Annotated in this window: 24 protein-coding genes and 1 other annotated feature; of the genes, 3 read left to right on the top strand and 21 right to left on the bottom strand. The window is 49.4% G+C overall.

The features are described from left to right. Nucleotides 1-18 precede the first annotated feature (18 nt). The 3 genes from ruvB to V1501_RS15450 form a co-directional block, all read right to left on the bottom strand. Nucleotides 19-1,020, bottom strand: coding sequence for a Holliday junction branch migration DNA helicase RuvB (gene ruvB / locus V1501_RS15440; protein WP_409289483.1), 1,002 nt, complete (start codon nucleotides 1,018-1,020; stop codon nucleotides 19-21). A 12-nt stretch (nucleotides 1,021-1,032) separates the two neighbouring features. Beyond that, on the bottom strand, nucleotides 1,033-1,644 hold the full coding sequence (gene ruvA / locus V1501_RS15445) for a Holliday junction branch migration protein RuvA (protein ID WP_409289485.1): 612 nt from the start codon (nucleotides 1,642-1,644) through the stop codon (nucleotides 1,033-1,035). A gap of 135 nt (nucleotides 1,645-1,779) precedes the next feature. Beyond that, complete coding sequence (locus V1501_RS15450; protein ID WP_409289486.1) at nucleotides 1,780-2,310, bottom strand: BofC C-terminal domain-containing protein; 531 nt, start codon at nucleotides 2,308-2,310, stop codon at nucleotides 1,780-1,782. A 142-nt stretch (nucleotides 2,311-2,452) separates the two neighbouring features. Here V1501_RS15450 and V1501_RS15455 point away from each other — a divergent pair, with 142 nt between their 5' ends. Next, a complete protein-coding gene (locus V1501_RS15455; RefSeq protein WP_409289488.1) occupies nucleotides 2,453-3,103 on the top strand; it encodes an SIMPL domain-containing protein in 651 nt (216 codons plus the stop codon). Between the two features lie 103 nt (nucleotides 3,104-3,206). Here the strand turns inward: V1501_RS15455 and V1501_RS15460 are convergent, their stop codons facing one another. The 6 genes from V1501_RS15460 to nadB form a co-directional block, all read right to left on the bottom strand. Further along, nucleotides 3,207-3,854 carry a YhcN/YlaJ family sporulation lipoprotein gene (locus tag V1501_RS15460; RefSeq protein ID WP_409289490.1) on the bottom strand — a complete coding sequence of 216 codons (648 nt, stop codon included), beginning with the start codon at nucleotides 3,852-3,854 and terminating at the stop codon, nucleotides 3,207-3,209. Nucleotides 3,855-3,964: 110 nt separating this feature from the next. Then, nucleotides 3,965-4,960 (bottom strand): phosphotransferase, encoded by a 996-nt coding sequence (locus V1501_RS15465; RefSeq protein ID WP_409289492.1) that lies wholly within the window; start codon nucleotides 4,958-4,960, stop codon nucleotides 3,965-3,967. Next, nucleotides 4,950-6,899: a SafA/ExsA family spore coat assembly protein gene (gene safA, locus V1501_RS15470; protein WP_409289494.1), complete on the bottom strand. Its 1,950-nt coding sequence runs from the start codon at nucleotides 6,897-6,899 to the stop codon at nucleotides 4,950-4,952. Before safA ends, V1501_RS15465 begins: the two co-directional genes overlap by 11 nt. Before the next feature lie 350 nt (nucleotides 6,900-7,249). Then, nucleotides 7,250-8,362 carry a quinolinate synthase NadA gene (nadA, locus tag V1501_RS15475; RefSeq protein ID WP_409289496.1) on the bottom strand — a complete coding sequence of 371 codons (1,113 nt, stop codon included), beginning with the start codon at nucleotides 8,360-8,362 and terminating at the stop codon, nucleotides 7,250-7,252. Beyond that, nucleotides 8,359-9,216, bottom strand: coding sequence for a carboxylating nicotinate-nucleotide diphosphorylase (nadC, locus tag V1501_RS15480; RefSeq protein ID WP_409293399.1), 858 nt, complete (start codon nucleotides 9,214-9,216; stop codon nucleotides 8,359-8,361). The genes nadA and nadC overlap by 4 nt, the downstream gene beginning before the upstream one ends. Further along, entirely contained in the window at nucleotides 9,203-10,780 is a 1,578-nt protein-coding gene (gene nadB / locus V1501_RS15485; protein WP_409289498.1) for an L-aspartate oxidase, read from the bottom strand. Before nadB ends, nadC begins: the two co-directional genes overlap by 14 nt. A 113-nt stretch (nucleotides 10,781-10,893) precedes the next feature. On the opposite strand from nadB, the gene V1501_RS15490 reads away from it, so the two are divergent. Together V1501_RS15490 and V1501_RS15495 are read left to right on the top strand one after the other, a co-directional pair. Next, complete coding sequence (locus V1501_RS15490; RefSeq protein WP_409289500.1) at nucleotides 10,894-12,045, top strand: IscS subfamily cysteine desulfurase; 1,152 nt, start codon at nucleotides 10,894-10,896, stop codon at nucleotides 12,043-12,045. A gap of 41 nt (nucleotides 12,046-12,086) precedes the next feature. After that, nucleotides 12,087-12,623, top strand: a complete 537-nt coding sequence (locus V1501_RS15495; RefSeq protein WP_409289502.1) for a transcription repressor NadR — start codon at nucleotides 12,087-12,089, stop codon at nucleotides 12,621-12,623. Between the two features lie 57 nt (nucleotides 12,624-12,680). Here V1501_RS15495 and pheA read toward each other — a convergent pair whose 3' ends face one another. The 12 genes from pheA to minC form a co-directional block, all read right to left on the bottom strand. Continuing rightward, nucleotides 12,681-13,568, bottom strand: coding sequence for a prephenate dehydratase (gene pheA / locus V1501_RS15500; protein WP_409289504.1), 888 nt, complete (start codon nucleotides 13,566-13,568; stop codon nucleotides 12,681-12,683). A gap of 117 nt (nucleotides 13,569-13,685) precedes the next feature. After that, a complete protein-coding gene (locus V1501_RS15505; RefSeq protein WP_409289506.1) occupies nucleotides 13,686-14,135 on the bottom strand; it encodes an ACT domain-containing protein in 450 nt (149 codons plus the stop codon). Between the two features lie 48 nt (nucleotides 14,136-14,183). Beyond that, the gene (obgE, locus tag V1501_RS15510) at nucleotides 14,184-15,485 is read right to left on the bottom strand and encodes a GTPase ObgE (protein WP_409289508.1); all 1,302 of its coding nucleotides are present in this window, start codon (nucleotides 15,483-15,485) and stop codon (nucleotides 14,184-14,186) included. 58 nt (nucleotides 15,486-15,543) lie between these two features. Then, nucleotides 15,544-16,080: a Spo0B C-terminal domain-containing protein gene (locus V1501_RS15515; protein WP_409289510.1), complete on the bottom strand. Its 537-nt coding sequence runs from the start codon at nucleotides 16,078-16,080 to the stop codon at nucleotides 15,544-15,546. 148 nt (nucleotides 16,081-16,228) lie between these two features. Continuing rightward, on the bottom strand, nucleotides 16,229-16,519 hold the full coding sequence (rpmA, locus tag V1501_RS15520) for a 50S ribosomal protein L27 (protein WP_409289512.1): 291 nt from the start codon (nucleotides 16,517-16,519) through the stop codon (nucleotides 16,229-16,231). Nucleotides 16,520-16,531: 12 nt separating this feature from the next. Beyond that, on the bottom strand, nucleotides 16,532-16,867 hold the full coding sequence (locus tag V1501_RS15525; RefSeq protein ID WP_409289514.1) for a ribosomal-processing cysteine protease Prp: 336 nt from the start codon (nucleotides 16,865-16,867) through the stop codon (nucleotides 16,532-16,534). Nucleotides 16,868-16,877: 10 nt separating this feature from the next. Further along, nucleotides 16,878-17,186, bottom strand: a complete 309-nt coding sequence (gene rplU / locus V1501_RS15530) for a 50S ribosomal protein L21 (protein WP_409289516.1) — start codon at nucleotides 17,184-17,186, stop codon at nucleotides 16,878-16,880. Nucleotides 17,187-17,200: 14 nt separating this feature from the next. Further along, nucleotides 17,201-17,279, bottom strand: a sequence feature (ribosomal protein L21 leader region). A 72-nt stretch (nucleotides 17,280-17,351) separates the two neighbouring features. Beyond that, complete coding sequence (locus V1501_RS15535; protein ID WP_409289517.1) at nucleotides 17,352-18,824, bottom strand: Rne/Rng family ribonuclease; 1,473 nt, start codon at nucleotides 18,822-18,824, stop codon at nucleotides 17,352-17,354. Between the two features lie 61 nt (nucleotides 18,825-18,885). Beyond that, on the bottom strand, nucleotides 18,886-19,752 hold the full coding sequence (locus tag V1501_RS15540) for a M50 family metallopeptidase (RefSeq protein ID WP_409289519.1): 867 nt from the start codon (nucleotides 19,750-19,752) through the stop codon (nucleotides 18,886-18,888). Continuing rightward, nucleotides 19,745-20,494 carry a peptidoglycan DD-metalloendopeptidase family protein gene (locus tag V1501_RS15545; protein ID WP_409289521.1) on the bottom strand — a complete coding sequence of 250 codons (750 nt, stop codon included), beginning with the start codon at nucleotides 20,492-20,494 and terminating at the stop codon, nucleotides 19,745-19,747. Before V1501_RS15545 ends, V1501_RS15540 begins: the two co-directional genes overlap by 8 nt. 151 nt (nucleotides 20,495-20,645) lie before the next feature. Beyond that, nucleotides 20,646-21,449 carry a septum site-determining protein MinD gene (gene minD, locus V1501_RS15550; protein ID WP_409289523.1) on the bottom strand — a complete coding sequence of 268 codons (804 nt, stop codon included), beginning with the start codon at nucleotides 21,447-21,449 and terminating at the stop codon, nucleotides 20,646-20,648. A 2-nt stretch (nucleotides 21,450-21,451) separates the two neighbouring features. Then, the gene (minC, locus tag V1501_RS15555) at nucleotides 21,452-22,132 is read right to left on the bottom strand and encodes a septum site-determining protein MinC (protein ID WP_409289524.1); all 681 of its coding nucleotides are present in this window, start codon (nucleotides 22,130-22,132) and stop codon (nucleotides 21,452-21,454) included. Nucleotides 22,133-22,202: the final 70 nt, after the last annotated feature.

Below are 22,202 nucleotides of genomic sequence, written 5' to 3' on the forward strand. Positions count from 1 at the left end.
AAAAAAACACACCACACCCTATGCGGTCGGCATCTCAATATTGAAATGCTCGTACACTAGCGGAGTGGCAATCCTTCCGCGAGGTGTTCTCTGGATAAACCCGATCTGCAGCAGGTAAGGTTCGTATACATCCTCGATGGTATGGGATTCCTCCCCGATGGTGGCCGAAATGGTATCCAGCCCCACTGGACCGCCCCTGAAGCGCTCGATGATCCCTTTAAGTAATTTATGGTCAATATGATCCAGTCCTAAACGGTCCACCTGCATCAATTCCAGGGCCTGGCCGGCCATTGACAACGTGACAAGCCCATTCCCCCTTACCTGTGCGAAGTCACGGACCCTCCTTAAGAGGCGGTTGGCTATCCTCGGGGTCCCCCTTGATCTCCTTGCTATTTCATCTGCCGCTTCCCCATCGATTTCAGTCTCTAGGATGTCAGCCGTCCGTACGACAATTTGCTTCAGCTGTTCCACTGTGTAATATTCAAGCCTGCTCAGGACCCCGAAGCGGTCCCTGAGCGGGGCGGATAAAGAACCGGCCCTGGTTGTCGCCCCCACCAGTGTGAAGGGAGGCAGATCAAGCCTTACCGACCGCGCTGCCGGGCCCTTCCCGATGACTATGTCCAGGCAGAAATCCTCCATCGCCGGATACAGCACTTCCTCAACAGCTCTAGGCAGCCGGTGTATCTCGTCTATAAAGAGCACATCACCCGGCTGCAGGGCGCTGAGAATGGCCGCAAGATCTCCCGGCCTCTCGATAGCAGGACCGGCAGCCGTCCGGAGATTCACACCCATTTCATTTGCGATAATGGCCGCAAGGGTTGTTTTACCAAGACCCGGCGGACCGTACAGCAGGACATGATCAAGCGTCTCAGACCGCATTCTCGCAGCTTCTATGAAGACCTCAAGATTGGATTTCACCTTGTCCTGCCCGATGTACTGCCTTAAATTCTGCGGACGCAGACTTAACTCATATGATAATTCGGCAGAGTCTGCTTCCTGGTTTACTATTCTGTCATCCATATCATGCACCTTCTATCTTAAAAGAGTCTGCAGGGCACGCTTTATGTACTCTTCAGTAGTCAGGTTTTCCTGAGCCAGTTCTTTTGCCGCCCTGGCGGTTTCCTTGTCAGAATATCCCAAGGCCTTAAGGGCAAGGACAGCCTCCTCCAGATCATCCGGAAGACTGCCTCCAATGTAACGCTCGGCATTGTCGTTGAATAAATTGGGGAAGTATTCAGGAACTACATGCTCGAGCTTTCCTTTCAGGTCGAGTACTATCTGCCTTGCCGTCTTCTTCCCTACTCCCGGGAATTTCACCAGGAACTTCTCATCCTCATTTTCAATGGCCTGCACTACCTGTCCGACCTGTCCAGAGGCAAGGATAGCGAGCGCCCCCTTTGGCCCGATTCCTGTTACGTTCAGGAGTTTTGTGAACAGCGCTTTTTCTTCGCGGGTTTCAAATCCGTAGAAGGCCGCGATATCCTCTCTGACGTGATGATAAATAAAGACTTTGACCTCCGTGTTTCCTTTTTTTGAAAAAACAAAAGGATTAGGCGCCATGATTTGATACCCGATCCCGTTATTCTCAATGACCATGTATTCAGGCCCAATATATTCCACTGTTCCTTTGATAAAATCGTACAAATGTGTTCGCTCCTCTGTTTTGCTGTACACCATTTTACCATACAATCCGTGATAAGTTTATAAAAAACACAGCAAGGATGTGAACATTTGTTCTTATTTATACAGCGGCAAAAGGCTGCCTGCCGGGCAGCCTTTTCACTTTGAATAGGATTTAAAGGTTTCTATCACTTTATTATATTGATGTCTGTCAGAGATCTTGATGCCATCCGTAAGCTGCTTTTGCCGGGCTCCTTCCAGTTTTCTCATGTCAAGCTGAAAAAAGGATTGGATAATACGGTACTCCCTTGGCCGGCCATTGAAGATGGAGAGGGCGCCGCCATCACTGAGCCCAAAATAGCCGTTGGTTTTTAGCAGAGGAGATATATCATTGACCGGCTTTTTCAATATAATCTGTTTTTTATTTTGGCTGACGAGTTCCCAGCCTGTATATTGTGCGAAAAAATCCTCCATGGACCAAATTCGCTCCTTGAACTTTTCTTCACTCACATCACCGTCTACATAAACTCTCTGCAGAATGACTTCCCTCATTTGAGGATCCTTCAAGCTATAACCTGAGGCCCCTGCAGCAATATTCTCCTGCACTTCTTCCCCGTACGCGAATGAGGAGGAGGCCCCATGGCAAAAACCGCCCAGCAGACATAATAAAGAGAACAGATATTTTTTCATAGCAACCACCTTTTCAGCATCGACTTAGGATTTATTCTGCCCAGTATCACCCTTAATATCCAATCGGTCCTATACGAAGCCCCGGTGGTCATTCCTGCCTTCCCCCTGTCATATAGTAGGAGAAAACAAAGGGGAGATCGATATGATAAAACACGTGCGGACACCCGTTATCAGAGTAAATGGAATTGGCACAGTCAATGTCCTGCCAGACCGTACATCTCTGCAGGCAGGAGTAATAACGGAAGGGAAAAATGCCGCAGCCGTGCAGGCGGAGAATTCCGAAGCTGCCGCTGCAGTCATTTCTGCCCTTCTGCAGCTTGGTATAGAAAGAAGGGATATAAAGACAAAGGATTACCGCCTGGAAATCTTATACGATTTTACAGAAGGAAAGCAGACGATGAAGGGCTATAAAGTGACTCATATCCTGGACATAATTGTACCCGGCACTCTGTCAGCCGGAAAAGTGATAGATGAAGTCGTTAAGAGCGGGGCTAATTATATTGCTGGTATAGCTTTCGAAGTATCGAACTCAGCGAAGTTTTATCTGAAGGCGCTGTCTTTTGCTGTCCAGGACGCACAGAAGAAGGCCGCTGCACTCGCAGAATCCGTCCATGCCAGGATCATTCCACAGCCTGTTGAAATCATTGAACATACAAGCGGAGGCGGGGATCAGGTGATGGGCATCAGCACGGCTGCTTTTACTGCAAAAACTGTACCGATTGAGCCAGGGCAAAATCAGATTACGGCAAAGATTACTGCTCTCTTCTATTATCAAGTCTATTCATCGCAATAAAACAGTGTACAGGAAAGGACCGGCCGCTTCCTGAGGTACAAAAGGTCTGATTTCACCTTCTGTACGGCAGCAGAAGCTGGCCGGCTCTTATAGGGCTGATTCATTATTCTCCATATTCTCTATTTCCCCTGACATTCCTGAAGAGGTCCTTTAGATCGGAATTTACAAGGCCTCTCGGTCCTCCATCCTTCAGATCATTATCAAGTGTTTCTATCCGGCTGTACGTCCCCCGGTCGGTCACCACAGTCAATTCATGGCCGCCTGCTGTGCTTTGGAGCGCTTCCTGCAGCTCTTTCTGGGTCAATGCTTTATTTTCATCCTTGAATAAAACAACGGCAATAATTACGCGGTCTTTATATACAGCTGCCCTTGCTGTGCTGACATTATGATTCTGGATGGCTTTCCGCTCAAGCTTCTGAGTGAGCCTTCCTTCATAGGCATTATAATAGGAAGGACGCACGCTCATGGCTCCTCCCGGTTTTGCCCGCCCCAGGTGATCATGATAATTTTTATCCCGGCTGGCATGTCCGTCTCCCTGATATACCGCTGCATTCCGGTCTTTATAATATTTATCCTGATTTGGTTTATCCCTATGAGATGACTGTATATTAAATATGCGCGGAATCACACCATACGCATTATTAGAAACCATATCCGTCCCATCCTCATATACAGGATGGCTTCCATTTACACCATATTCAGCCCGGTCATCCTGGCTGCAGCCAGCGGACACCATCAGGAGCAGGAGCATCAATCCAGTTCCAAGCTTTTTCAGGTGAAGTCCCCCTTTTGCTTTTATTCACTGAGCATCAGCTGCTCATTGATAGTATTTGTTTAAAAAGGGGATATCCACCTGACATTTTAAGGAGAGACTTTACTTTCCAAATATTTGATCTGCCGTGCGAGGCGGCGCTGAAAGCTGGACCGCCGCTCAAAGTCTTCCACCGTCAATTTCCATACTGAGTGGATATGGTGCCGGCTTAAAATTTTGTCATCCCTTGCCAATCTGTTCCATTCCCGCAGAATATCCGTGGGGTAGCACAGCCCATATAAAAATGCAGGATTTTCCTGGAGCTTCTTAAACGCATGATAGGACCATAACTCCTCTAATGAATAGGAAATAGCCGGAAGAATCCGGTTTGCATATTGCAGGTAATCTGTAATGGCCGGGGATTTGGAGATAAGATCCCAGTCTATCAGGTACAATTCACCAGACTCTACCCTGAGGAAATTGTGGTAGGCAACGTCACCATGAGTGATCACCTCAGGCTGGTCGTAAAGCCGCGTTTCGTTCTCCTTCAGTCCCGCAAGCGACCATTCCGCCCAGGCAATGACTCTTTTGATGATGGAAGAGGGCACATATTCCGCTACAATATGGGTTATTTTCTTAAATTCCTCCAGGCGCTCAGTCCATTTGGCAGTCTGGTTATACCTCTGGATTGAAAAGGAAAACCTCTTGTCCCCCAATACTTTCCCACTCGCTTTATGCAGCTCCCCCAGCAGGGCCAGCCCTTCTTCACGGTCAGTCCTAGAATGAAAACGGAACTCATCCTTATGCGGTTTTAAATACTCTAACAGCGCAAAATGGAATCCCTTGTATTCAAGCGGAGTAAAGGGAGAAAGGAACGAATACGTTTTATGGAATCCATGTTCCTTCACGAGGTCAGTGAAAGTGCGCTGAATCTGATATTTTCTCTGGTTTGAAAAACCCTTTATAAAAAAGGTTTTCTTTCGGGTATGGACTTTGAAAACATTATTTCTGATTTTTTCTATTTTTTTGGGTTCGATCCCATTTTGCTTTAAATAAGCAAGGAGACGAGCGCGAAAGGCGCTGTCTCCCTTTTTCTTAACGCCCATAATCCTCACTTTCATCTGCGAAGCCGGGCGGACCATAGAAAGGGTAGGGAGCAAATGGTGCCGGACCGGCTTCAAATGGATTCCTCATTCCCGGCTGGCCCATCTGCCCTCCGTACGGACTTCCCCCGTATCCCGGCTGGCCCATCTGCCCTCCATATGGACTTCCTCCGGTTCCCGGCTGGCCCATCTGGCCTCCATACGGACTTCCTCCGTATCCCGGCTGGCCCATCTGGCCTCCATAGGGGCTTCCGTCAGCAGACTCGCCCATCTGCCCTCCGTACGGGCTTCCCCCGTATCCCGGCTGGCCCATCTGCCCTCCGTATGGACTTCCCCCGTATCCCGGCTGGCCCGGCTGGCCTCCGTACGGACTTCCCCCGTATCCCGGCTGGCCCATCTGCCCTCCGTACGGGCTTCCTCCGTATCCCGGCTGGCCCGGCTGGCCTCCGTACGGGCTTCCCCCGTATCCCGGCTGGCCCGGCTGGCCTCCGTATGGACTTCCCCCGTATCCTGGCTGGCCCGGCTGGCCTCCGTATGGACTTCCCCCGTATCCTGGCTGGCCCGTCTGGCCTCCGTATGGGCTTCCCCCGTATCCCGGCTGGCCCGGCTGGCCTCCGTATGGACTTCCCCCGTATCCCGGCTGGCCCGGCTGGCCTCCGTAAGGGCTTCCCCCGTATCCCGGCTGGCTCATCTGGCCCCCGTATGGGCTTCCTCCTCCGTATCCCGGCTGGCTCATCTGGCCCCCGTAAGGGCTTCCCCCGTATCCTGACTGGCCCATCATTCCTTGTGGATCCATAGATTCCATTCCTCCCATTTGTTGTCCTGGATTAGTCAAAGGCTGTGAATAAGCTGCCGGAGCAGGGCTACCGCACCCGCAATCCCCGCCTGCCTGGGCAGTCGGCTGGACATACTCGCCCATCACCTGCTGCGGGGCATACTGCTGTCCGCCATGCATAAGATTGCCATAATACATGGAATGCTTTGGCATACTGCTTGATTCAAATGATGAGCTGGATGACTCATGGTGGTGTCCATGAGGATTCATCGGCCCAGTCTTCCCTCCATACGGCATATAATGATGCCCTCCTCCGTACATTTGATAATCATGGCTGTATCCGCCCGGATGATGCTGGTGGCCGGTACCGGCCATATAAGACGATGACTCCATGACGCTGGAGCTTTCTTCCTTCATCATGTGTGGCTGCTGCATATATGTTCCCTGCATCCCCGGCAGGACTGGCTGCTGCATGTATGTTCCCTGCACCTGCGGCTGAAAGGGCTGCTGATAGATAGGCATCTGGGGGAACATCCCCCCTATGGGTGCTGCCGGACCATCACAGAAGCCCGTTCCCGGCATAACAGGCGTGATGGGTATACACTCCTGCTGTGCTGCCATTACTGGCATTTCCGGCGGAGATTCTGGAGATTCCGCCGACTCAGGCGATTCCACTTTCATCTCTTTTTTCTTGGGAGGCATAACATTTGGCGCTTTAGGCGGTTTAGGTGCAGGCTTAGGCGGCTGCACAGACATTTCAGCCATATTGACCATATAATAATTATTAATATCGGTTACATTCACTTCTGGCTGTGCAGCCTGGCTAATGACTGGTGGAGCAGCCGGAAATACTTCAGGCTTTGGGGCTGCTTGCATGGCCGGGGCAGGCTGGATCGGCGCCTCCTTAACCGGCTTGGGCTGTTCTTTGGCGAATGGAAGCGCTCCTCCCTTCGGCGACTCTTTTGCATTGTAGTTGATTTTTGCTCCCGGCGCTGCTTCGGTTTTCAGCTGTTTGGCTGTCCCGGGGATTTTTATCTTCATACCAGGCATGATCATATCTGGATTGCTCAATTGAGAATTCAGCTTTTTTAACTCTTCGAAATTCACTCCATATTTCTTTGAGAGATTCCAGAGCGTATCCCCTTTTTTTGCAATATGAATTTTCAAGATGTCTTCCCTCCTATGCAAATGTCCTTATATCCTATGAGGAACTGGGCAAAGTGCTAACATTATTTTCATGAAAACTTATGCCTCTGCCGCTTGTTTTAGAAGACTGAAGGGAAATAAATACATAATGGGAAGAAGTCTGCAGGAATTCTCCAGGCTTTTTTCCTCCATTCATAAGGCTGTGTTCGCATACATTGTGACTGTAGGATAGAATGTTAATTTTCCACTGCAATCAACTTTGTTTAATCATTTTATATCCAGGCAGAATCCATTAGTAAACGGCATTCATTTTTAAAAATCCATCCAAAAAACCCTGCCCGGGAAAAAACAGGCAGGGTTTCACGAAAGTTCTATACATTTTCAAGCATCCTGTTTAAAGCATGAATGGCTAACTCAGAGGTTTCCTGATCAACTTTTATTTCATTCTGCGGATTTCCTTTTTCTATGCATTCCAGTGACCAGACCAGATGCGGCAGGTCAATCCGGTTCATGGTCAGGCATGGGCACATTTGCGGGTTAAGCGAGATGACTTCTTTATCCGGATGCATCTGTTTCAGCCGGTTCACGAGATTCATTTCTGTTCCGACTGCCCAATGTGTACCGGGTGCAGCCATATCAAGCTTTTGGATGATATAGGAAGTCGATCCGCTATAATCAGAGAGCGCTGTGACTTCCCTCCTGCATTCAGGATGGACGATAATATTCATCCCCGGTTTTTCTTTGCGGATTTGTTCGATGTTATGGACGGTGAAATTTTCATGGACCGAGCAATGACCTTTCCATAATATGACCCCCGCTTCCCCCGGATCACCATTTTCATCCATGATCAGTCTGCCTGCAATTGGATCCCACACTCCCATTTTCTCTAAAGGGATGCCAAGGTCATAGGCTGTGTTTCTCCCGAGATGCTGATCGGGCAGAAAGAGAATTCTCTTTTTCTGGGTAAATGCCCATTTCACCATTTTATGTGCGTTGGAGGAAGTCACCGTTGCCCCTCCATGCCTGCCTACAAAAGCCTTGATATCAGCCGTGGAATTCACATATGTAAGAGGGATGATGGTGTCCCCGTAAACTGCCTGGAGCTCAGTCCAAGCTTTTTCAGTCTGGCTAAGATTGGCCATATCAGCCATGGAACAGCCGGCACGCATGTCAGGAAGGACCACTGTCTGGCTGTCATCCGTCAGGATATCGGCTGTTTCTGCCATAAAATGCACACCGCAGAATACAATGTGCCTGGCATCTTTATTTGCAGCGGAAATCTGGGCGAGCTGGAGGGAATCTCCTGTGGCATCCGCAAATTTTATTACTTCATCCTTCTGATAATGATGCCCGGGAATAAAGAGGGCTTTGCCCAATTTCTCCTTTATTTCAAGAACCCGCTGCTCCATTTCCTCTGTTGGCATTGAAAGGTACCTCTCAGGAATCATGGCATGCCGGATTTGAACTGCTTCAAGTATGTTCATTGATAGCTCTCCCTTACTTTATTCACTGCTGCCTTTGCACTGATATCCAGCGCCTGTACGGAATGTGTCAGATACCCAAGCGATATCACATCCACTCCGGTATCCCTGTAATCTGCCAGATTATCAAGAGTGATTCCCCCGGATGCCTCAATGATGATACCCTGTGGGATTAAGGCAGCACATTCCTTCATTAATTGTGGAGTCATATTGTCGAGCATGATGATATCGGCTCCTGCTGCCACAGCTTCGGCAACTTCTTCATAGGATTCTGTCTCCACTTCAATTTTGACAGTATGCCCGATCTTTGCCTTGATTTTCTGCACGGCGGCTGTAATCGACCCTGCAAATGAGATGTGATTATCCTTGATCATGACACTATCTGATAATCCCATCCGGTGATTATAGGCACCTCCGCATGTAACTGCGTATTTTTCAATCATCCGCAGGCCGGGTGTCGTTTTCCTTGTGTCACAGACCTTGATGCCGGATCCCTTCATCCTATCGGAAGCCCTCCTGGCATTCGTGGCTATGCCGCTCATCCGCTGCACCAGATTAAGAATGACCCTTTCCCCCTTTAGGAGTGCCCCCATATTCCCATAAACGGATGCCAGTACCTCACCCGCCCCGATGTGATCTCCGTCCCTGACAAAGACGCTGATGTCCGCCCCCTGATCCATCAGCCGGAATCCTTCCTCAATGACTGATCTCCCGGCAAAAATCCCCTCCGCTTTTGCAATAAACGAGACTTCGCCGCTGGAATCTGAATCGAACAACAGGTCGCTTGTGATATCTCGCTCTCCGATATCCTCTATAAAAAATTGTTCCAGCATCTGCTTTAATTTAATTTTGTTCAACATACTCTCTCCCTTCTAAAAATACCTGCAGCCGCCCGGTGTCCCATGTGAGAGCAGCCTTAGCCCATTCTGTGTTTTCCTCAGGGAAATCTGTCCGGTAATGGCTTCCCCGGCTTTCTGTCCGGGACAGGGCTGCCCTGGATGCCGTCCAGGCTGTAACCAGGTTCATGGCAACCAGACTATCTTCCAGCCCCAGTAATGAAAGGTCCCCATGCAGCACTTCATATAAATCAAAGCTCTCAAGCCAGCTGCATAGCAGCCTGAGTCCCGATTGGTCTCTTGCAATTCCGCAATGCTTCATCATCATTTCCCTGAGCACCCGCAGTTCCGGCAGCTTCAAAGCTTTATTAACCCTTCTTCGCGGGACATGAGCTGTATCATATTCTCTTGACTCTGCCTCCGCTAAATGGCTGCCAAGCCTGGTTCCTGAGACAAGTCCCTCAAGCAGCGAGTTGCTGGCTAGGCGGTTCGCTCCATGGACCCCTGTACATGCGGCTTCACCCACGGCATATAAAAAGGGCACTGATGTCATTCCGGCGGGTCCGGTTTTGATACCCCCCATAAGAAAATGTGCGCCAGGCGCAACGGGAAGTTTACCGCCCAAAGGCTCAGCACCTGCGGTCCGGCATATCGCCGCTGCTCCGGGAAACTTTTTCTCGAAATCGGGTATACCTGATATATCCAGATAAACAGCTGAACCCGCTTCCAAATGGCTGAAAATAGTCTGTGCCACTATATGCCTCGGGGCAAGGTCTTTAAGCGGATGGATCCCCTCCATGATCGGTGTCCCTGCTGCAGTTACCAGTACTGCTCCTTCCCCGCGGACAGCTTCTGAGATCAGCCCCCGAGCTTTCCCGTCAACATATAAAAGAGTGGGATGAAATTGGATGAACTCCATATCAACAAGCTCTGCTCCTGCTTTTAAGGCCATGGCAAGTCCGGTACCGGTGGCAGACGGAGCATTGGAAGTAAACTGGAATAAAGCGCCCATCCCCCCTGTAGCCATTACCACGTGCTGGGCATAATAAGGCTTAACAGACCCGTCTTCTGTCCTGCAGACTATGCCGAAGCATTCCCCAGCCCTGTTGACCAGCAGCTCCACAGCTGTTTCATTTTCAATAATGGTAATACGGGGCTCAGCTCCTGCCCGTGTGAGCATATGCTCCATGATCTTCCTGCCTGTAGAATCCCCGCAGCAATGAAGGATCCTTCTTTCTGAATGCGCCCCTTCAAGTCCAAGGGAAAGCTGCCCATTCTCATTTCTGTCAAATTGAAGGCCGGACTCGATCAGCCTTTGTATGGCTGCCGGTCCTCTTTCCACCAAGTCATAGACCTGCGGGAGGTTATTATATCCACAGCCCGCAGCAATCGTATCCATTGCATGCTTTTCCACTGTATCGCCCGGTGCCGTGACTGCAGCAATTCCTCCTTGGGCAAGAGTGGAATTGCTTTCAGCCGCCCTGGACTTTGTGATTATTATCACATTTTTATGTTCGGCAGCTTCAATAGCGGTACTCATTGCAGCGATACCGCTTCCTATTATGATAATGTCAATTTGTTCCATATGATGTCCTCCTGTTATAACAGGTGTCTTGACACATATGTTTACATATTATTAAACTATTTACAAGAGATTTTTTTACAGATTGAAATACGACGATGGACGTGGTGAAGAATATGAGATATTTTGATTATGCTGCTACAACCCCTATTGATGCGGAAGCCCTTGAGGTTTATTTTGAGGCATCAAAAACTTTTTTTGGAAACGCATCAAGCCTGCATGATGAAGGAACGCGTGCCCAAAACCTGCTCAATGCCTGCCGTACGGAGCTTGCAGATCTTGTCGGCACTTCTTTTGATAGAGTCATCTTTACAAGCGGCGGCTCTGAAAGCAACTCCCTCGCCATACACACACTCCTTAAGGGACAGCCAGATTCAAAGCGGGTGATCATTTCGAGCGGAACGGAGCATTCCTCGATTGCCGGCACACTCACCTCATTGGAAGACAAAGGATACAAGGTTCTGAATGCAAGGCATGATGGTGATGGCAGGGTGAATACGGCACATTTTTCTGAATTGCTGAAGAGGGATGATATTGCCCTCGTAACCATACAGCATGTAAATCCTGAAATCGGCTGCATCCAGCCGCTGGCCGAGCTTCGGCGGCTGATGGGGAATCATTCCGCTCCCCTGCATGTGGATGCTGTGCAGAGCTTTGGGAAACTCGATCTGACGGATGCTGTCACAGCCGCTGACAGCCTGTCTATTTCCGCCCATAAAATCTACGGACCTAAAGGAATCGGGGCATTAATATTCCCCCGCACCCTTCCTGCCCCCCTGACACAGGGGGCGCACGAATTCGGCTACAGGCAGGGAACGGTCAATGTTCCTGCGATTGCGTCATTCATTACGGCAGCAAAAAAAGCCATGGCTGCGCGGGATCAGCAGCTCGAAACCTTCAAAAGCCTGCGGGAACAGTTTATTTCTGAATTGGACCAGGGAGAGATAGATTTCGAGGTATACCAGTCTGCCAGTCAGGCTCCTTACATTGTCGGGCTGGCATTTCCCGGTATACAGGGGCAGTATATGATGCTGGAATTAAACAGAAGGGGCTTTGCCATCTCGACTGGAAGCGCCTGCCAGATCGGCAGCCAGAAACCGTCTAAAACCATGAAGGCCATCGGCCGGACGGACAGCGGGGCAAGGGAGCTCATCCGGATATCTTTTGGACGGGACACCCTCAGCCCGGATATCAGGGCGCTCTCGGAAGCCCTCATTGATACGGCAAGCGGGCTGCAGCAGGAGATTATCATATCGGGGCAGCTGTGATAGAATGAATTATACATAAACAAAACCAAGGAGGGCCGAAGATGAAAGAAGAGAAAAAGCTGCTTGGGGAAAACAGGCGGACCAGGCTGCTTCAGTTATTGAAAGAAAGCCCGAATCCCATAACCGGCTCCGAATTGGCAAGGCTGGCGAATGTCAGCCGGCAGATCATTGTAGGGGATATCACCCTCCTGAAGGCGCGGAACGAGCCGATAATCGCCACCAGCCAGGGCTATCTGTACTTCAGCTCCCCTGCTTCCCCTCAGGTTTCAGAGCGGATTATAGCCTGCCAGCATGAACCGGAAGAAGCAAAAGATGAACTTTACATGCTCGTGGATCTCGGCGCCACCGTCAAGGATGTTAAAATTGAACATCCAGTATATGGCGACCTTACAGCCTCCATCATGGTATCCAACCGCAATGAAGTCGACGGATTCCTGCATAAAGTCCAGGAAACGCGCGCTGTCTACCTCTCGGAAATGACCGGCGGCATCCATTTGCATACCATCACTGCCGCAAATGCTGATATACTCGATAAGGCAGAAGCTGCCCTTAGGAAAGCAGGATACCTGGTTGAATAATAAAAGGAGATGAGCCGGCTCATCTCCTTTATTATTAACCAATAAGTCACAGAGGCATTACCCCCTTGCGGCCGCCTCGGTGGTACCGGTAATCAAAAAGCTCGGATAACTGCCCAATGTCTTCACACTGCAGCCCAGTGCCTCAAGCTCCGCCATAGCACCCGGTATGAGGACTTCGTCCATCTCCATATTGATATCAATGATGAAAAAATAATTGCCAAGGCCGGTCTTCATGGGACGGGATTCAATCTTTGATAAATTGAGACGCCTCCAGGAAAATGCGGAAAGAACCTGGTGAAGCGCCCCTGGCTGGTCTGCAGGGAGGGTCACCATCAGGGTCGTTTTCGTTCCCTTCATCGCAGCAAGCTGCCCCTGAAAGCTGATTTCTTTTTTTGCCACAGCAATGAACCGGGTATGATTATGGGCAAAATCATGGATATCCCTCTGAATGATTTCGAGGCCATATTCCCTGGCCGCCAGTTCATTTGCGATTGCTGCTATCTTAAGCTGGGGATGCTCCGCTACATACTTGGCCGCTGCAGCAGTGGAAGTCATCGTTTCACAGGGAATTCCTTTTAGTTCTTTATGCAGGAATCTGTGGCATTGGGCAATCGCGTGGGAGTGTGAATAAATGGCATCAACACTTCCCGCGTCATCCTTATTTCCGGGATGGACCATGAAATGCTGGCTGATCGGGGCTGTAACCTCACCCCGTATCGGTAGATTTACCTCATGAACGAGATAGTCAAGTGTGATGTTGACGGATCCTTCCAATGTATTTTCTATCGGGATCAGAGCAATGTCAGCTTCTTCCTCCCAAACGGCATCCAGGCACTCCGGTATGGTCAGAAGAGGGATTCTTGCACCCCCGGGAAACAGCTTTGCTGCTGCGAGGTCTGTAAACGTTGCTTTTGGCCCCAGAAATGCGATTGTATAACCCAACATGATCTCCCCTTATCCGTGAAAAATTACTGTTAATCTTAGTCCATTTTTCAGATTTTTTCAACCGCTGTCTCCAATCCATTCAAAAAGGGTGTTCCGGCCAAGGCCAGTACACCCTATTCAAGCACCTGTACCCAGGACTTCTACTTTTTCCACAAATTCCAGCTTCCTCAGCTGTGAAAGCAAATGTTCAATATCCGAATTCATGCCATTGGTATTGAGGGACAGCGTGACATTTGCCCTGCTCTGGAGCGGGATCGTCTGGTGGATGGTCAGCACGTTGCAGCCGGCCGCCGCCACTACTGCAAGCAGCTGGGATAAAGTGCCCGACCGGTCCTCCAGGTGAAAAAAAAGCGAGATAATCCTCTCCTTGACGATGGTATGGAAAGGGAAGACAGTATCTCTGTATTTATAGAAAGCACTCCGGCTGATGTCGGCAACCTGGACAGCCTCCAGCACCGATTCTGCTTTTCCCCGGTCGAGGAGCTCTTTTGCATCCAGGGTTTTCTGCATCGCCTCGGGAAGGACATCTTCCCGCACTAAGTAAAATCTTTTATCAGTCTTGCTCATGCCAGCCCCCCAAACGGCAGCCCTGCTTTTATCACAGCCGGCTGGTGCCTATTCGATAAATTCAAATTCGTAATCAAGCAGCCTGATGATATCGCCGTTTTCAGCACCCTTTTCACGCAGGGCATCATCCACGCCCATGCCCCGGAGCTGTCTTGCAAAACGCTTAATTGATTCATCCCGGTTAAAGTTGGTCATTTTGAACAGCTTTTCGATATTGAAGCCTGAAATCACGAATGTTCCATCAGGGTCACGGGAAATGACAAAGTCTTTATCAGGCGTAGCATGCTTGTACATAACCCGGTTGACTGCCCCTTCTTCTTCTTCGGCTTCTTCTTCATGCTGAAGCGGGAATTCAGGTGTGGTCTCAAGCCTGTCTGCTACTTCAAATAACAGGTCGCGTATTCCTTCGCGGGTAATGGTTGAGATTGGGAAGATAGTCAGATCGCTTCCTGCCTTTTCCATGAAAACCTTCAGGTTCTCTTCTGAATCCGGCATATCCATTTTATTGGCTGCAATAATCTGCGGCCTTTCAGTGAGCCTTAGGTTATATTCCTTAAGCTCTTTGTTGATGGTAAGATAATCGTCATAAGGATCACGGCCCTCAAGCCCTGACATGTCAATCACATGGACGATGACCCTCGTCCTCTCAATGTGTCTGAGGAACTGATGGCCAAGGCCCACCCCTTCAGAAGCTCCCTCAATGAGACCTGGAAGGTCAGCCATTACGAAGCTGCGGCTGTCTTCTGTTTCGACAACCCCGAGATTTGGTGCAATGGTAGTGAAGTGATATTCAGCGATCTTAGGCTTTGCTGAAGATACGACTGAGAGGAGTGTCGACTTTCCGACACTCGGGAATCCGACCAGCCCCACATCTGCAAGCAGCTTAAGCTCCATGACGATATAGCGTTCCTGGCCCGGTTCGCCGTTTTCCGAAATTTCCGGTGCCGGATTAGCCGCTGTGGCAAAGCGGCTGTTGCCGCGTCCCCCGCGTCCGCCCTTGGCGATGACAGCCCGCTGGCCATGCTCGGTTAAATCGGCAATGACTTCCTTGGTATCTTCGTCCATGATGACAGTGCCCGGCGGGACCTTGACTATCATATCCTCCGCATTCCGCCCATGCATGTTTTTAGACATTCCGTGCTCTCCGCGCGGCGCTTTAAAATGGCGCTGATACCGGAAATCCATAAGGGTCCTGAGGCCTTCTTCGACTTCGAAAATCACATTGGCACCGTTGCCTCCGTCTCCTCCAGCCGGCCCTCCTTTAGGAACATACTTCTCGCGGCGGTAGGCCACCAGCCCGTTTCCCCCGTCCCCGCCTTTAACATATACCTTGACCTGATCGACAAACATTCCATCACTTCCTTTTTAAAAGTATGTAAACTCGCTGCTGATTTGTTTATTTATGATCTTAAAAAGATCCTTTCAGTTCGATGGCAAGCTCTTTTCTGCCTATCTTCAGGAGGATTGCCTCGAGTCCGGTTATCCTGGTTCGCTCGATGAATTTCCCCATTTTCTCTACTGATGTTATATTACCCTGCACTTCATACAGAAACCGTATATTTTTGTCTGCCTTATAAATGGACACTGTCAGATTATTCTCGCTGAACGGCTCCAGGTCCGACTTCAGTTCTCTAAAGAACTCCCTTGTCCATGCGGCTGCCGGACCATCAAGATCCGGGCATGGGCCATCCGCCTCGAGCACCTCATATTCCAGCTTAAAGGGATGGCTGTTCCAGTTCCCTGTCAGCATGAGCTCAGAAAATAAAGGCATATGCAGGTTTCCGAGCATGGCTTCATTTTGGGATTCACTTATGATCTGATCAATGACCGACTTTGCCCCATCTATCTTGTTTAAGTCTAAATTGCCCTTGATCAGCATAATCCTATTCAGCCAGTCATGACGCGCATGCCTCATAACTTCACTTACATTCCATTCTTTTTCCATCTGATAGACTCCTGTACCTGCTTTATTGAGACTGTCCCCATGGTCCATTTGCTTGCCGGGACAGACCGGTTCCTCTAAGTATAACAGAATTCAAGCCGAAAAAAAGAAAACTCCAACCAAGAGGTTAGAGTTTTCTAAGATGCGTTAATTAAGCTTCTTGAGCAACTGGATATACACTAACTTGTTTGCGGTCACGGCCAAGGCGTTCGAAACGAACCACGCCGTCTACTTTCGCGAATAGAGTGTCATCCCCGCCGCGCCCAACGTTTTGTCCCGGGTAAATTTTAGTTCCGCGTTGACGGTAAAGAATGGAACCGCCAGAAACGAATTCACCGTCAGCACTCTTTGCGCCAAGGCGCTTAGAGATAGAGTCACGGCCGTTCTTTGTAGAACCTACTCCCTTTTTGGAAGCGAAGAACTGAAGATCTAATCTTAACATTAATTCCACCTCCTACTTGTTTACAATCACTTTCATGTATTCATCATAATCCCGTTCAATCGTCTGCATGGAAATCAGCATGGCTTCCAGGAGCAGCTGTATTTTATCAGCAGCAGTCCCGGGAAGCGCGCCGGGGATTGCACATTTAAGGAATCCTCCGCCGCCCTCCATGTCAATTTCAGGTTCAACCCCGGTCAATGCCATGATGGCGTTGACCGTCCCGAAGGAAACGGCTGAAGCACCGGCACAGACGATATCCTGGCCTGGTTCGGCAAAATTAGCATGTCCACTCATGGTAAAAGAAGTAATCTTCCCATCAGGGCCATGATCGAAAATCACATTTATCATACAGACAGCCTTACGCGTTGATCGCGTCGATAGTTACTCGAGTGTATGGCTGACGATGACCTTGCTTTTTGCGGTTGTTTTTCTTCGCTTTGTATTTGAAGACGATGATTTTCTTCGCGCGGCCGTGGTTCTCAACCTTGCCAGTTACAGTAGCTCCCTCAACAACAGGGCTTCCTACTTTCACGTTGTCTCCGCCTACGAATAAAACTTTGTCAAAAGTTACAACTTCACCAGCTTCTACGTTCAGTTTTTCAATGACGATAGATTGGCCAGCTTCAACTTTGATTTGTTTACCGCCAGTTTCAATAATTGCGTACATACTTGCACCTCCTCTAATTAACTCAGACTCGCCATCACAGGCGTTTTTGACGGGCAAAAAGCTTAAACCTGATCTGTGCGGTTGTAGCACGGGTGCTACAAACATAACATAGTAAATAATAGCACAGGTAGTTTCTCTAAGTCAATAGCCTTTTTTAAGAAAGGATTACTGCCTTTCCGTCCTCTCCCTGATTTCATCAAGGCTGCCGAATTGCCGGATCCGATAGGCGGGAATCTGTGAAGAAAGCGTTGTGAAGATCAGCCTTTTGCCAGCCATCTGCTCTAAGAGAGGAAGATGTTCTTTCCCGGCTCCCTCCAGGGCTGAAGCTACATCTGCCGTTGCTTCTATCCAGGCTCCCTCCGCTTCATTGGCACGTGACTGGATCAGTTCCCGCTCAAGGCGGAAGGCCATGGTTTCAGCACTCTCCACACTTCCGCTGCCGCTGCATGCCGGACATGTGACTGTCAGCTTTTCCCGGAGGCCCGGTGCCGCTTTTTTCCTTGTGAGCTGAAGCATGCCGAGCTCTGTAAATCCGGTGATCACTGTCCTCATCTCATCCTTTGAGAGAGCTTCCTGCAATGCCTGCTGAACCTTTTTCCTGCTGAGGGGATTCTCCATATTAATAAAATCAATGATGATGATTCCGCCGATATTCCTCAGCCTAAGCTGTCTGGCGGCTTCTCTTGCCGCTTCGACATTGGCTTTAGTGATGGTTTCTTCCTTATGAGACTTTCCTGTATAGCTGCCCGTATTCACATCAATCACCGTGCAGGCTTCCGTTTCCTGGATGATCAGATAGCTTCCGCCTTCGAGCCAGACAGCCTGCCTGAGTGCCTTTTCAACCTCTTTTTCGATTCCATGCCGGGAAAAGATACCCTCCGGCCCGCGTTCATGAATCACTGTGACCCCGGGTTCAAGCGCCCTATTTAAAGCCTGATGCATAGCGAAATCATCGACGGCCACTTCATCCCCTTCATGCAGATCTTCCTTCAGAATTTGTTCAAGGAATGTATCCCTGGCATAAACCTGGCCGGTTTTATTCAAAGATAAGGCTCTGTTTTTGATTTCAGCATACTGATTCCTCAGCGCCTCAAGCTCCCGGGAAAATTCCTCAAGAGAAGATCCTTCCATTGAAGTGCGGATAATCATTCCCTCACCGCTGTTCTTCTCGCTGAATGCGGTTTTCCTCCAGTAATCCTGCCCGTCCGATTTCATCTTTTTTGAGACTCCTACATAATCCGTGCCAAACATGGCTACCATTTTATCAGAAGCAAGCTCAATGATTCCGGAAAGCTTCGGACCCTTGTTACCTGATGCATCCCTGACAACCTGGACCAGCATCCTCTCCCCCTGACGGACAAAGTGACTGACTGAAGTACTTTTTTTAGCTGTATAATCCAGTCCTGACAGCTGGTAGGACGGCAGGTCATCTCTGTAAAGGAAACCGTGCTTTCCCTGGCCGATGTCTACAAAGGCTGCCTCCATGCCGGGCAGCACCTTTGTCACCATGCCCCAAAAAATACTCCCTGCCAGGCTCTCCTGGCCTGGCTGCTGAACTTCAAGCTTCACGATGCGCCCTTGTTCAGTCACCGCTAACCTTTTTTCCCTTCCTGCCGCATTCACAATCAATCTTTTCATAAAAAAACCCTTTCTTCATAAATAGCCGTTCAGGCTTATCCATGAAGAAAGGATACCACAGTTAATAGGAGTACAACAGGTCACCCATTTTGATATGTGTCAGCTTATCTGTGAAATAAGCATGTAGAATCTCATTTTCATCAAGGACTCCCCGCTCCTTCCCCTCCTTTACTATAACGATGGGGTGCTTACAGCCCTTCTGGAATCTGCTGAGCACATCGGTAATGGTTTCCGTCACATCCGCACGGAGGGGCTTCAGAGTCTTAAAGCCGGCATTGCGGCCATAATGCCGCTCAAGGAGGAATCGAACAAAAACATAATGCCGCTGTTTCCACTCTGCAAAAAGTGAAAAGAGAATGAACAGGGCCATGACCCACATATTCAGGTTAAACGGGGCAAATACCAGGCAGGCGGCAATTCCTGTCCCTGCAAACAGAACCGAGGCATAGACTGTATATTTATGTGCCTCCAAAAACGGAAACCAGGCGGACAGGAGGATGAGCATCAGCCTTCCGCCATCCAGAGGCCATATCGGCAGCAGGTTAAATAAGAAGATAACCAGATTCATATAGAAAAAAGCCTGGAAAGCATCCAGCATGATCAAGTCAGCCTGATACAGTATATATGAAACGCCGCAGAGCCAGACATGCTGCAGCGGGCCGGCAAGGGTCACCGCCAGCTCTTCCTTCAGCGCCCGGTTGCCATGCTCCTCCGTCACCAGGGCACCGCCAAAGGGCAGCAGCCGGATCACTTTAATTCTCCAGGAAAAATAACGGGCAGCTCCGGCATGGCCCAGTTCATGGATCAAGATGATTATAAACAGCATACATAGCGGGATGAACTGGGCTGTCAAAACTCCTATCCCCAGCACGATCCAAAAGGTAGAATGTATTTCGATCTTTGACAGCAGGCGAAGGTAATCATTCAAATGGAATCACCTGTTTAGGATCCACAAACTGTGAGCCCTTTTTGACAGCGAGATAAAACGTCCCCTTTGCTTCTCCCGCTTTATTTGTGACCCTTCCGACCACATTTCCTTTTTTGACCGTTTCATACAGCTTCACATCGATTGAGCCTAAATGTCCGTACCAGGTCTCACTTTTGTCACTGTGCTGGATGACGACAGTCCTGCCAAGCTTGTCCTGACTGCCTGCAAAAATGATGACGCCCTCCCTTGCAGATTCGACCGGCGAATCTTTGTCTGTTTCAATCATGATGCCCTGGCCGTTTGCTTCAAATGTCTGTTCAATTTTTCCTGAAGCGGGCAGTGAGTAGTTACCGCTCTCCTTTTCAGCTGTAACCGTTTCTTTCTTTTCTGGAAGAAACACAAGCGGTTTCCCGAAGGTATCCTGATACCAATCCTTTGCCGCTGCAAACTCAAATTCTTCTTTCATATAATGGCTGACCGTCTTTCTCGGGACCTCAAACGCCGATGACGGGTTCTTGAAGATAATTGCTGTCAGCAGGAACAAACAGAGGGAAGCGAGAATTTTAAAATAAAAAACTTCCTTTTTGAATAACGGATGATCCGCCTCCGGGGCCATCTCATAGCTTCCATCATCAAAAATTCCCTCAGCCTTCCTGTAAGCCGCATTAAGGCCCGCCTTCCTCCCCTCCTGCTTCCTCCGTTTCGCAATCCTGTCCCTGATCTCCTTTTGCCTGCTATTCATCGCTTCGATCCCCCTCCACATCAATCCTGATAAAATGTATGCACAGCTAGTCCGGATTATGCGCATATGGAAATGGAGGGACTGACTCTCATTTCCGGGTAATCGGGTTTCCCGGAAATAAAAAACCAGCTTGATCGCTCAAGCTGGTTTTTTAGCGCACACCGAAGAATTTTTTAATTTTTGCGACGAAGCCTTGGGGTTCTTCGTCAAGCGGCTTTAAAGGCACTGCTTCACCGAGGATTCTTCTCGCTATGTTACGGTAAGCGACAGATGCGCGGTTATCCGGGTCAAGGGCAATCGGCTCTCCCTGGTTGGATGCCTTGATTACCTGATCATCATCGACTACGATGCCAATCAGGTCGATGGAAAGATGCTGGGTAATATCATCGATGTCCAGCATTTCGCCGCTCTTGACCATATGGCTCCTGATCCGGTTGATCACGAGCTTCGGAGCTTCAATGTTTTCTTCTTTTTCAAGAAGGCCGATGATCCGATCAGCATCCCGCACAGCAGATACCTCAGGGGTTGTGACCACGATAGCCTTATCGGCACCCGCCACTGCATTCTTGTAGCCTTGCTCGATGCCGGCCGGACAGTCGATGATGATATAGTCATAGTCCTGCTTAAGCCCGTTCACGAGCTCCTTCATCTGTTCAGGATTAACCGCATGCTTATCGCTTGTTTGGGCCGCCGGCAGCAGATATAGAAGGTCATCGAAGCGCTTGTCCTTGACCAGAGCCTGGTGAAGCTTACAGCGGCCTTCCACTACATCCACTAGATCATAAATGATCCTGTTCTCGAGCCCCATCACTACATCCAGGTTTCGCAGGCCGATATCGGTATCCACAAGGCAGACTTTTTTTCCAAGAAGCGCAAGGGACGTGCCCAGATTTGCCGAGGTGGTCGTCTTTCCAACGCCGCCTTTACCAGAAGTTATCACTATTGCCTCTCCCACGATTAGAGACCCCCTTTAAATGTATGTAAACTTGGTCTTTTTTTCTTTAAAGCAAGCAATCTATCCGTAATGATCCGACCTTCTTCCACATAAGCGCATTCCATACCCTGGACGTCTTCAAGCTCTTCTCCCGGTGCCCATCTCATCAATTCCCCGACCTTAAGCATGGAGGGCGTAAAAATGGGGGCGGTGATGACGGCATCTTCCCTGCCATTTTTCCCAGCATGGGCGATCCCCTTCAAGGCACCGAGTATAAAGATATTTCCCCCTGCAGCCACCTGCCCGCCCGGATTCACATCTCCGACCAGCAGGAGGTCTCCCGGGACTTCCAGCACCTGGCCGGATCGGATGATGCCAGCATAGGATGTGATGGCAGATTCCTCTTTCATCCGCACCGCCTCATCACGGCTTATGACATTGGATTTAATTTCTTCAATATTAAATATCTTTTTCTGTAAAATAACTTCCTTTATTTGAACTTCCTGCTCCTGTGTCAAATACCGGTTCCCTGCATGCACCCTGACTTTCAGGGAAGGCATGTTTTCCTGGGTGCGGATATTGGCGGAGAGCTTGGAGTCAAGCTCCTGCAGCAGCTCTTGAAATGAACAAGAATCATCGAGATGGAGGGTCAGCCCTTCTTTTGTTCCTTTAATGATGACATTTTGCAGCAATTTATTACTCATGACGGTATAATTCACCTCAACGATTTACTATTCGACATACCGAGCCTTTATCCTTTTTCCCAGAAACGAA

This window comes from Paraperibacillus esterisolvens, from assembly GCF_046237625.1.
GTDB classification, from domain to species: domain Bacteria; phylum Bacillota; class Bacilli; order Bacillales; family DSM-1321; genus Paraperibacillus; species Paraperibacillus esterisolvens.

What these genes read in the sequence shown, in the direction of transcription:
- ruvB (WP_409289483.1), bottom strand. Translation starts at nt 1,020, where the DNA reads ATGGATGACAGAATAGTAAACCAGGAAGCAGACTCTGCCGAATTATCA.
- V1501_RS15450 (WP_409289486.1), bottom strand. Translation starts at nt 2,310, where the DNA reads ATGAAAAAATATCTGTTCTCTTTATTATGTCTGCTGGGCGGTTTTTGC.
- V1501_RS15455 (WP_409289488.1), top strand. Translation starts at nt 2,453, where the DNA reads ATGATAAAACACGTGCGGACACCCGTTATCAGAGTAAATGGAATTGGC.
- V1501_RS15460 (WP_409289490.1), bottom strand. Translation starts at nt 3,854, where the DNA reads ATGCTCCTGCTCCTGATGGTGTCCGCTGGCTGCAGCCAGGATGACCGG.
- V1501_RS15465 (WP_409289492.1), bottom strand. Translation starts at nt 4,960, where the DNA reads ATGGGCGTTAAGAAAAAGGGAGACAGCGCCTTTCGCGCTCGTCTCCTT.
- nadA (WP_409289496.1), bottom strand. Translation starts at nt 8,362, where the DNA reads ATGAACATACTTGAAGCAGTTCAAATCCGGCATGCCATGATTCCTGAG.
- nadB (WP_409289498.1), bottom strand. Translation starts at nt 10,780, where the DNA reads ATGGAACAAATTGACATTATCATAATAGGAAGCGGTATCGCTGCAATG.
- V1501_RS15490 (WP_409289500.1), top strand. Translation starts at nt 10,894, where the DNA reads ATGAGATATTTTGATTATGCTGCTACAACCCCTATTGATGCGGAAGCC.
- V1501_RS15495 (WP_409289502.1), top strand. Translation starts at nt 12,087, where the DNA reads ATGAAAGAAGAGAAAAAGCTGCTTGGGGAAAACAGGCGGACCAGGCTG.
- pheA (WP_409289504.1), bottom strand. Translation starts at nt 13,568, where the DNA reads ATGTTGGGTTATACAATCGCATTTCTGGGGCCAAAAGCAACGTTTACA.
- V1501_RS15505 (WP_409289506.1), bottom strand. Translation starts at nt 14,135, where the DNA reads ATGAGCAAGACTGATAAAAGATTTTACTTAGTGCGGGAAGATGTCCTT.
- obgE (WP_409289508.1), bottom strand. Translation starts at nt 15,485, where the DNA reads ATGTTTGTCGATCAGGTCAAGGTATATGTTAAAGGCGGGGACGGGGGA.
- V1501_RS15515 (WP_409289510.1), bottom strand. Translation starts at nt 16,080, where the DNA reads ATGGAAAAAGAATGGAATGTAAGTGAAGTTATGAGGCATGCGCGTCAT.
- rpmA (WP_409289512.1), bottom strand. Translation starts at nt 16,519, where the DNA reads ATGTTAAGATTAGATCTTCAGTTCTTCGCTTCCAAAAAGGGAGTAGGT.
- V1501_RS15525 (WP_409289514.1), bottom strand. Translation starts at nt 16,867, where the DNA reads ATGATAAATGTGATTTTCGATCATGGCCCTGATGGGAAGATTACTTCT.
- rplU (WP_409289516.1), bottom strand. Translation starts at nt 17,186, where the DNA reads ATGTACGCAATTATTGAAACTGGCGGTAAACAAATCAAAGTTGAAGCT.
- V1501_RS15535 (WP_409289517.1), bottom strand. Translation starts at nt 18,824, where the DNA reads ATGAAAAGATTGATTGTGAATGCGGCAGGAAGGGAAAAAAGGTTAGCG.
- V1501_RS15545 (WP_409289521.1), bottom strand. Translation starts at nt 20,494, where the DNA reads ATGAATAGCAGGCAAAAGGAGATCAGGGACAGGATTGCGAAACGGAGG.
- minC (WP_409289524.1), bottom strand. Translation starts at nt 22,132, where the DNA reads ATGAGTAATAAATTGCTGCAAAATGTCATCATTAAAGGAACAAAAGAA.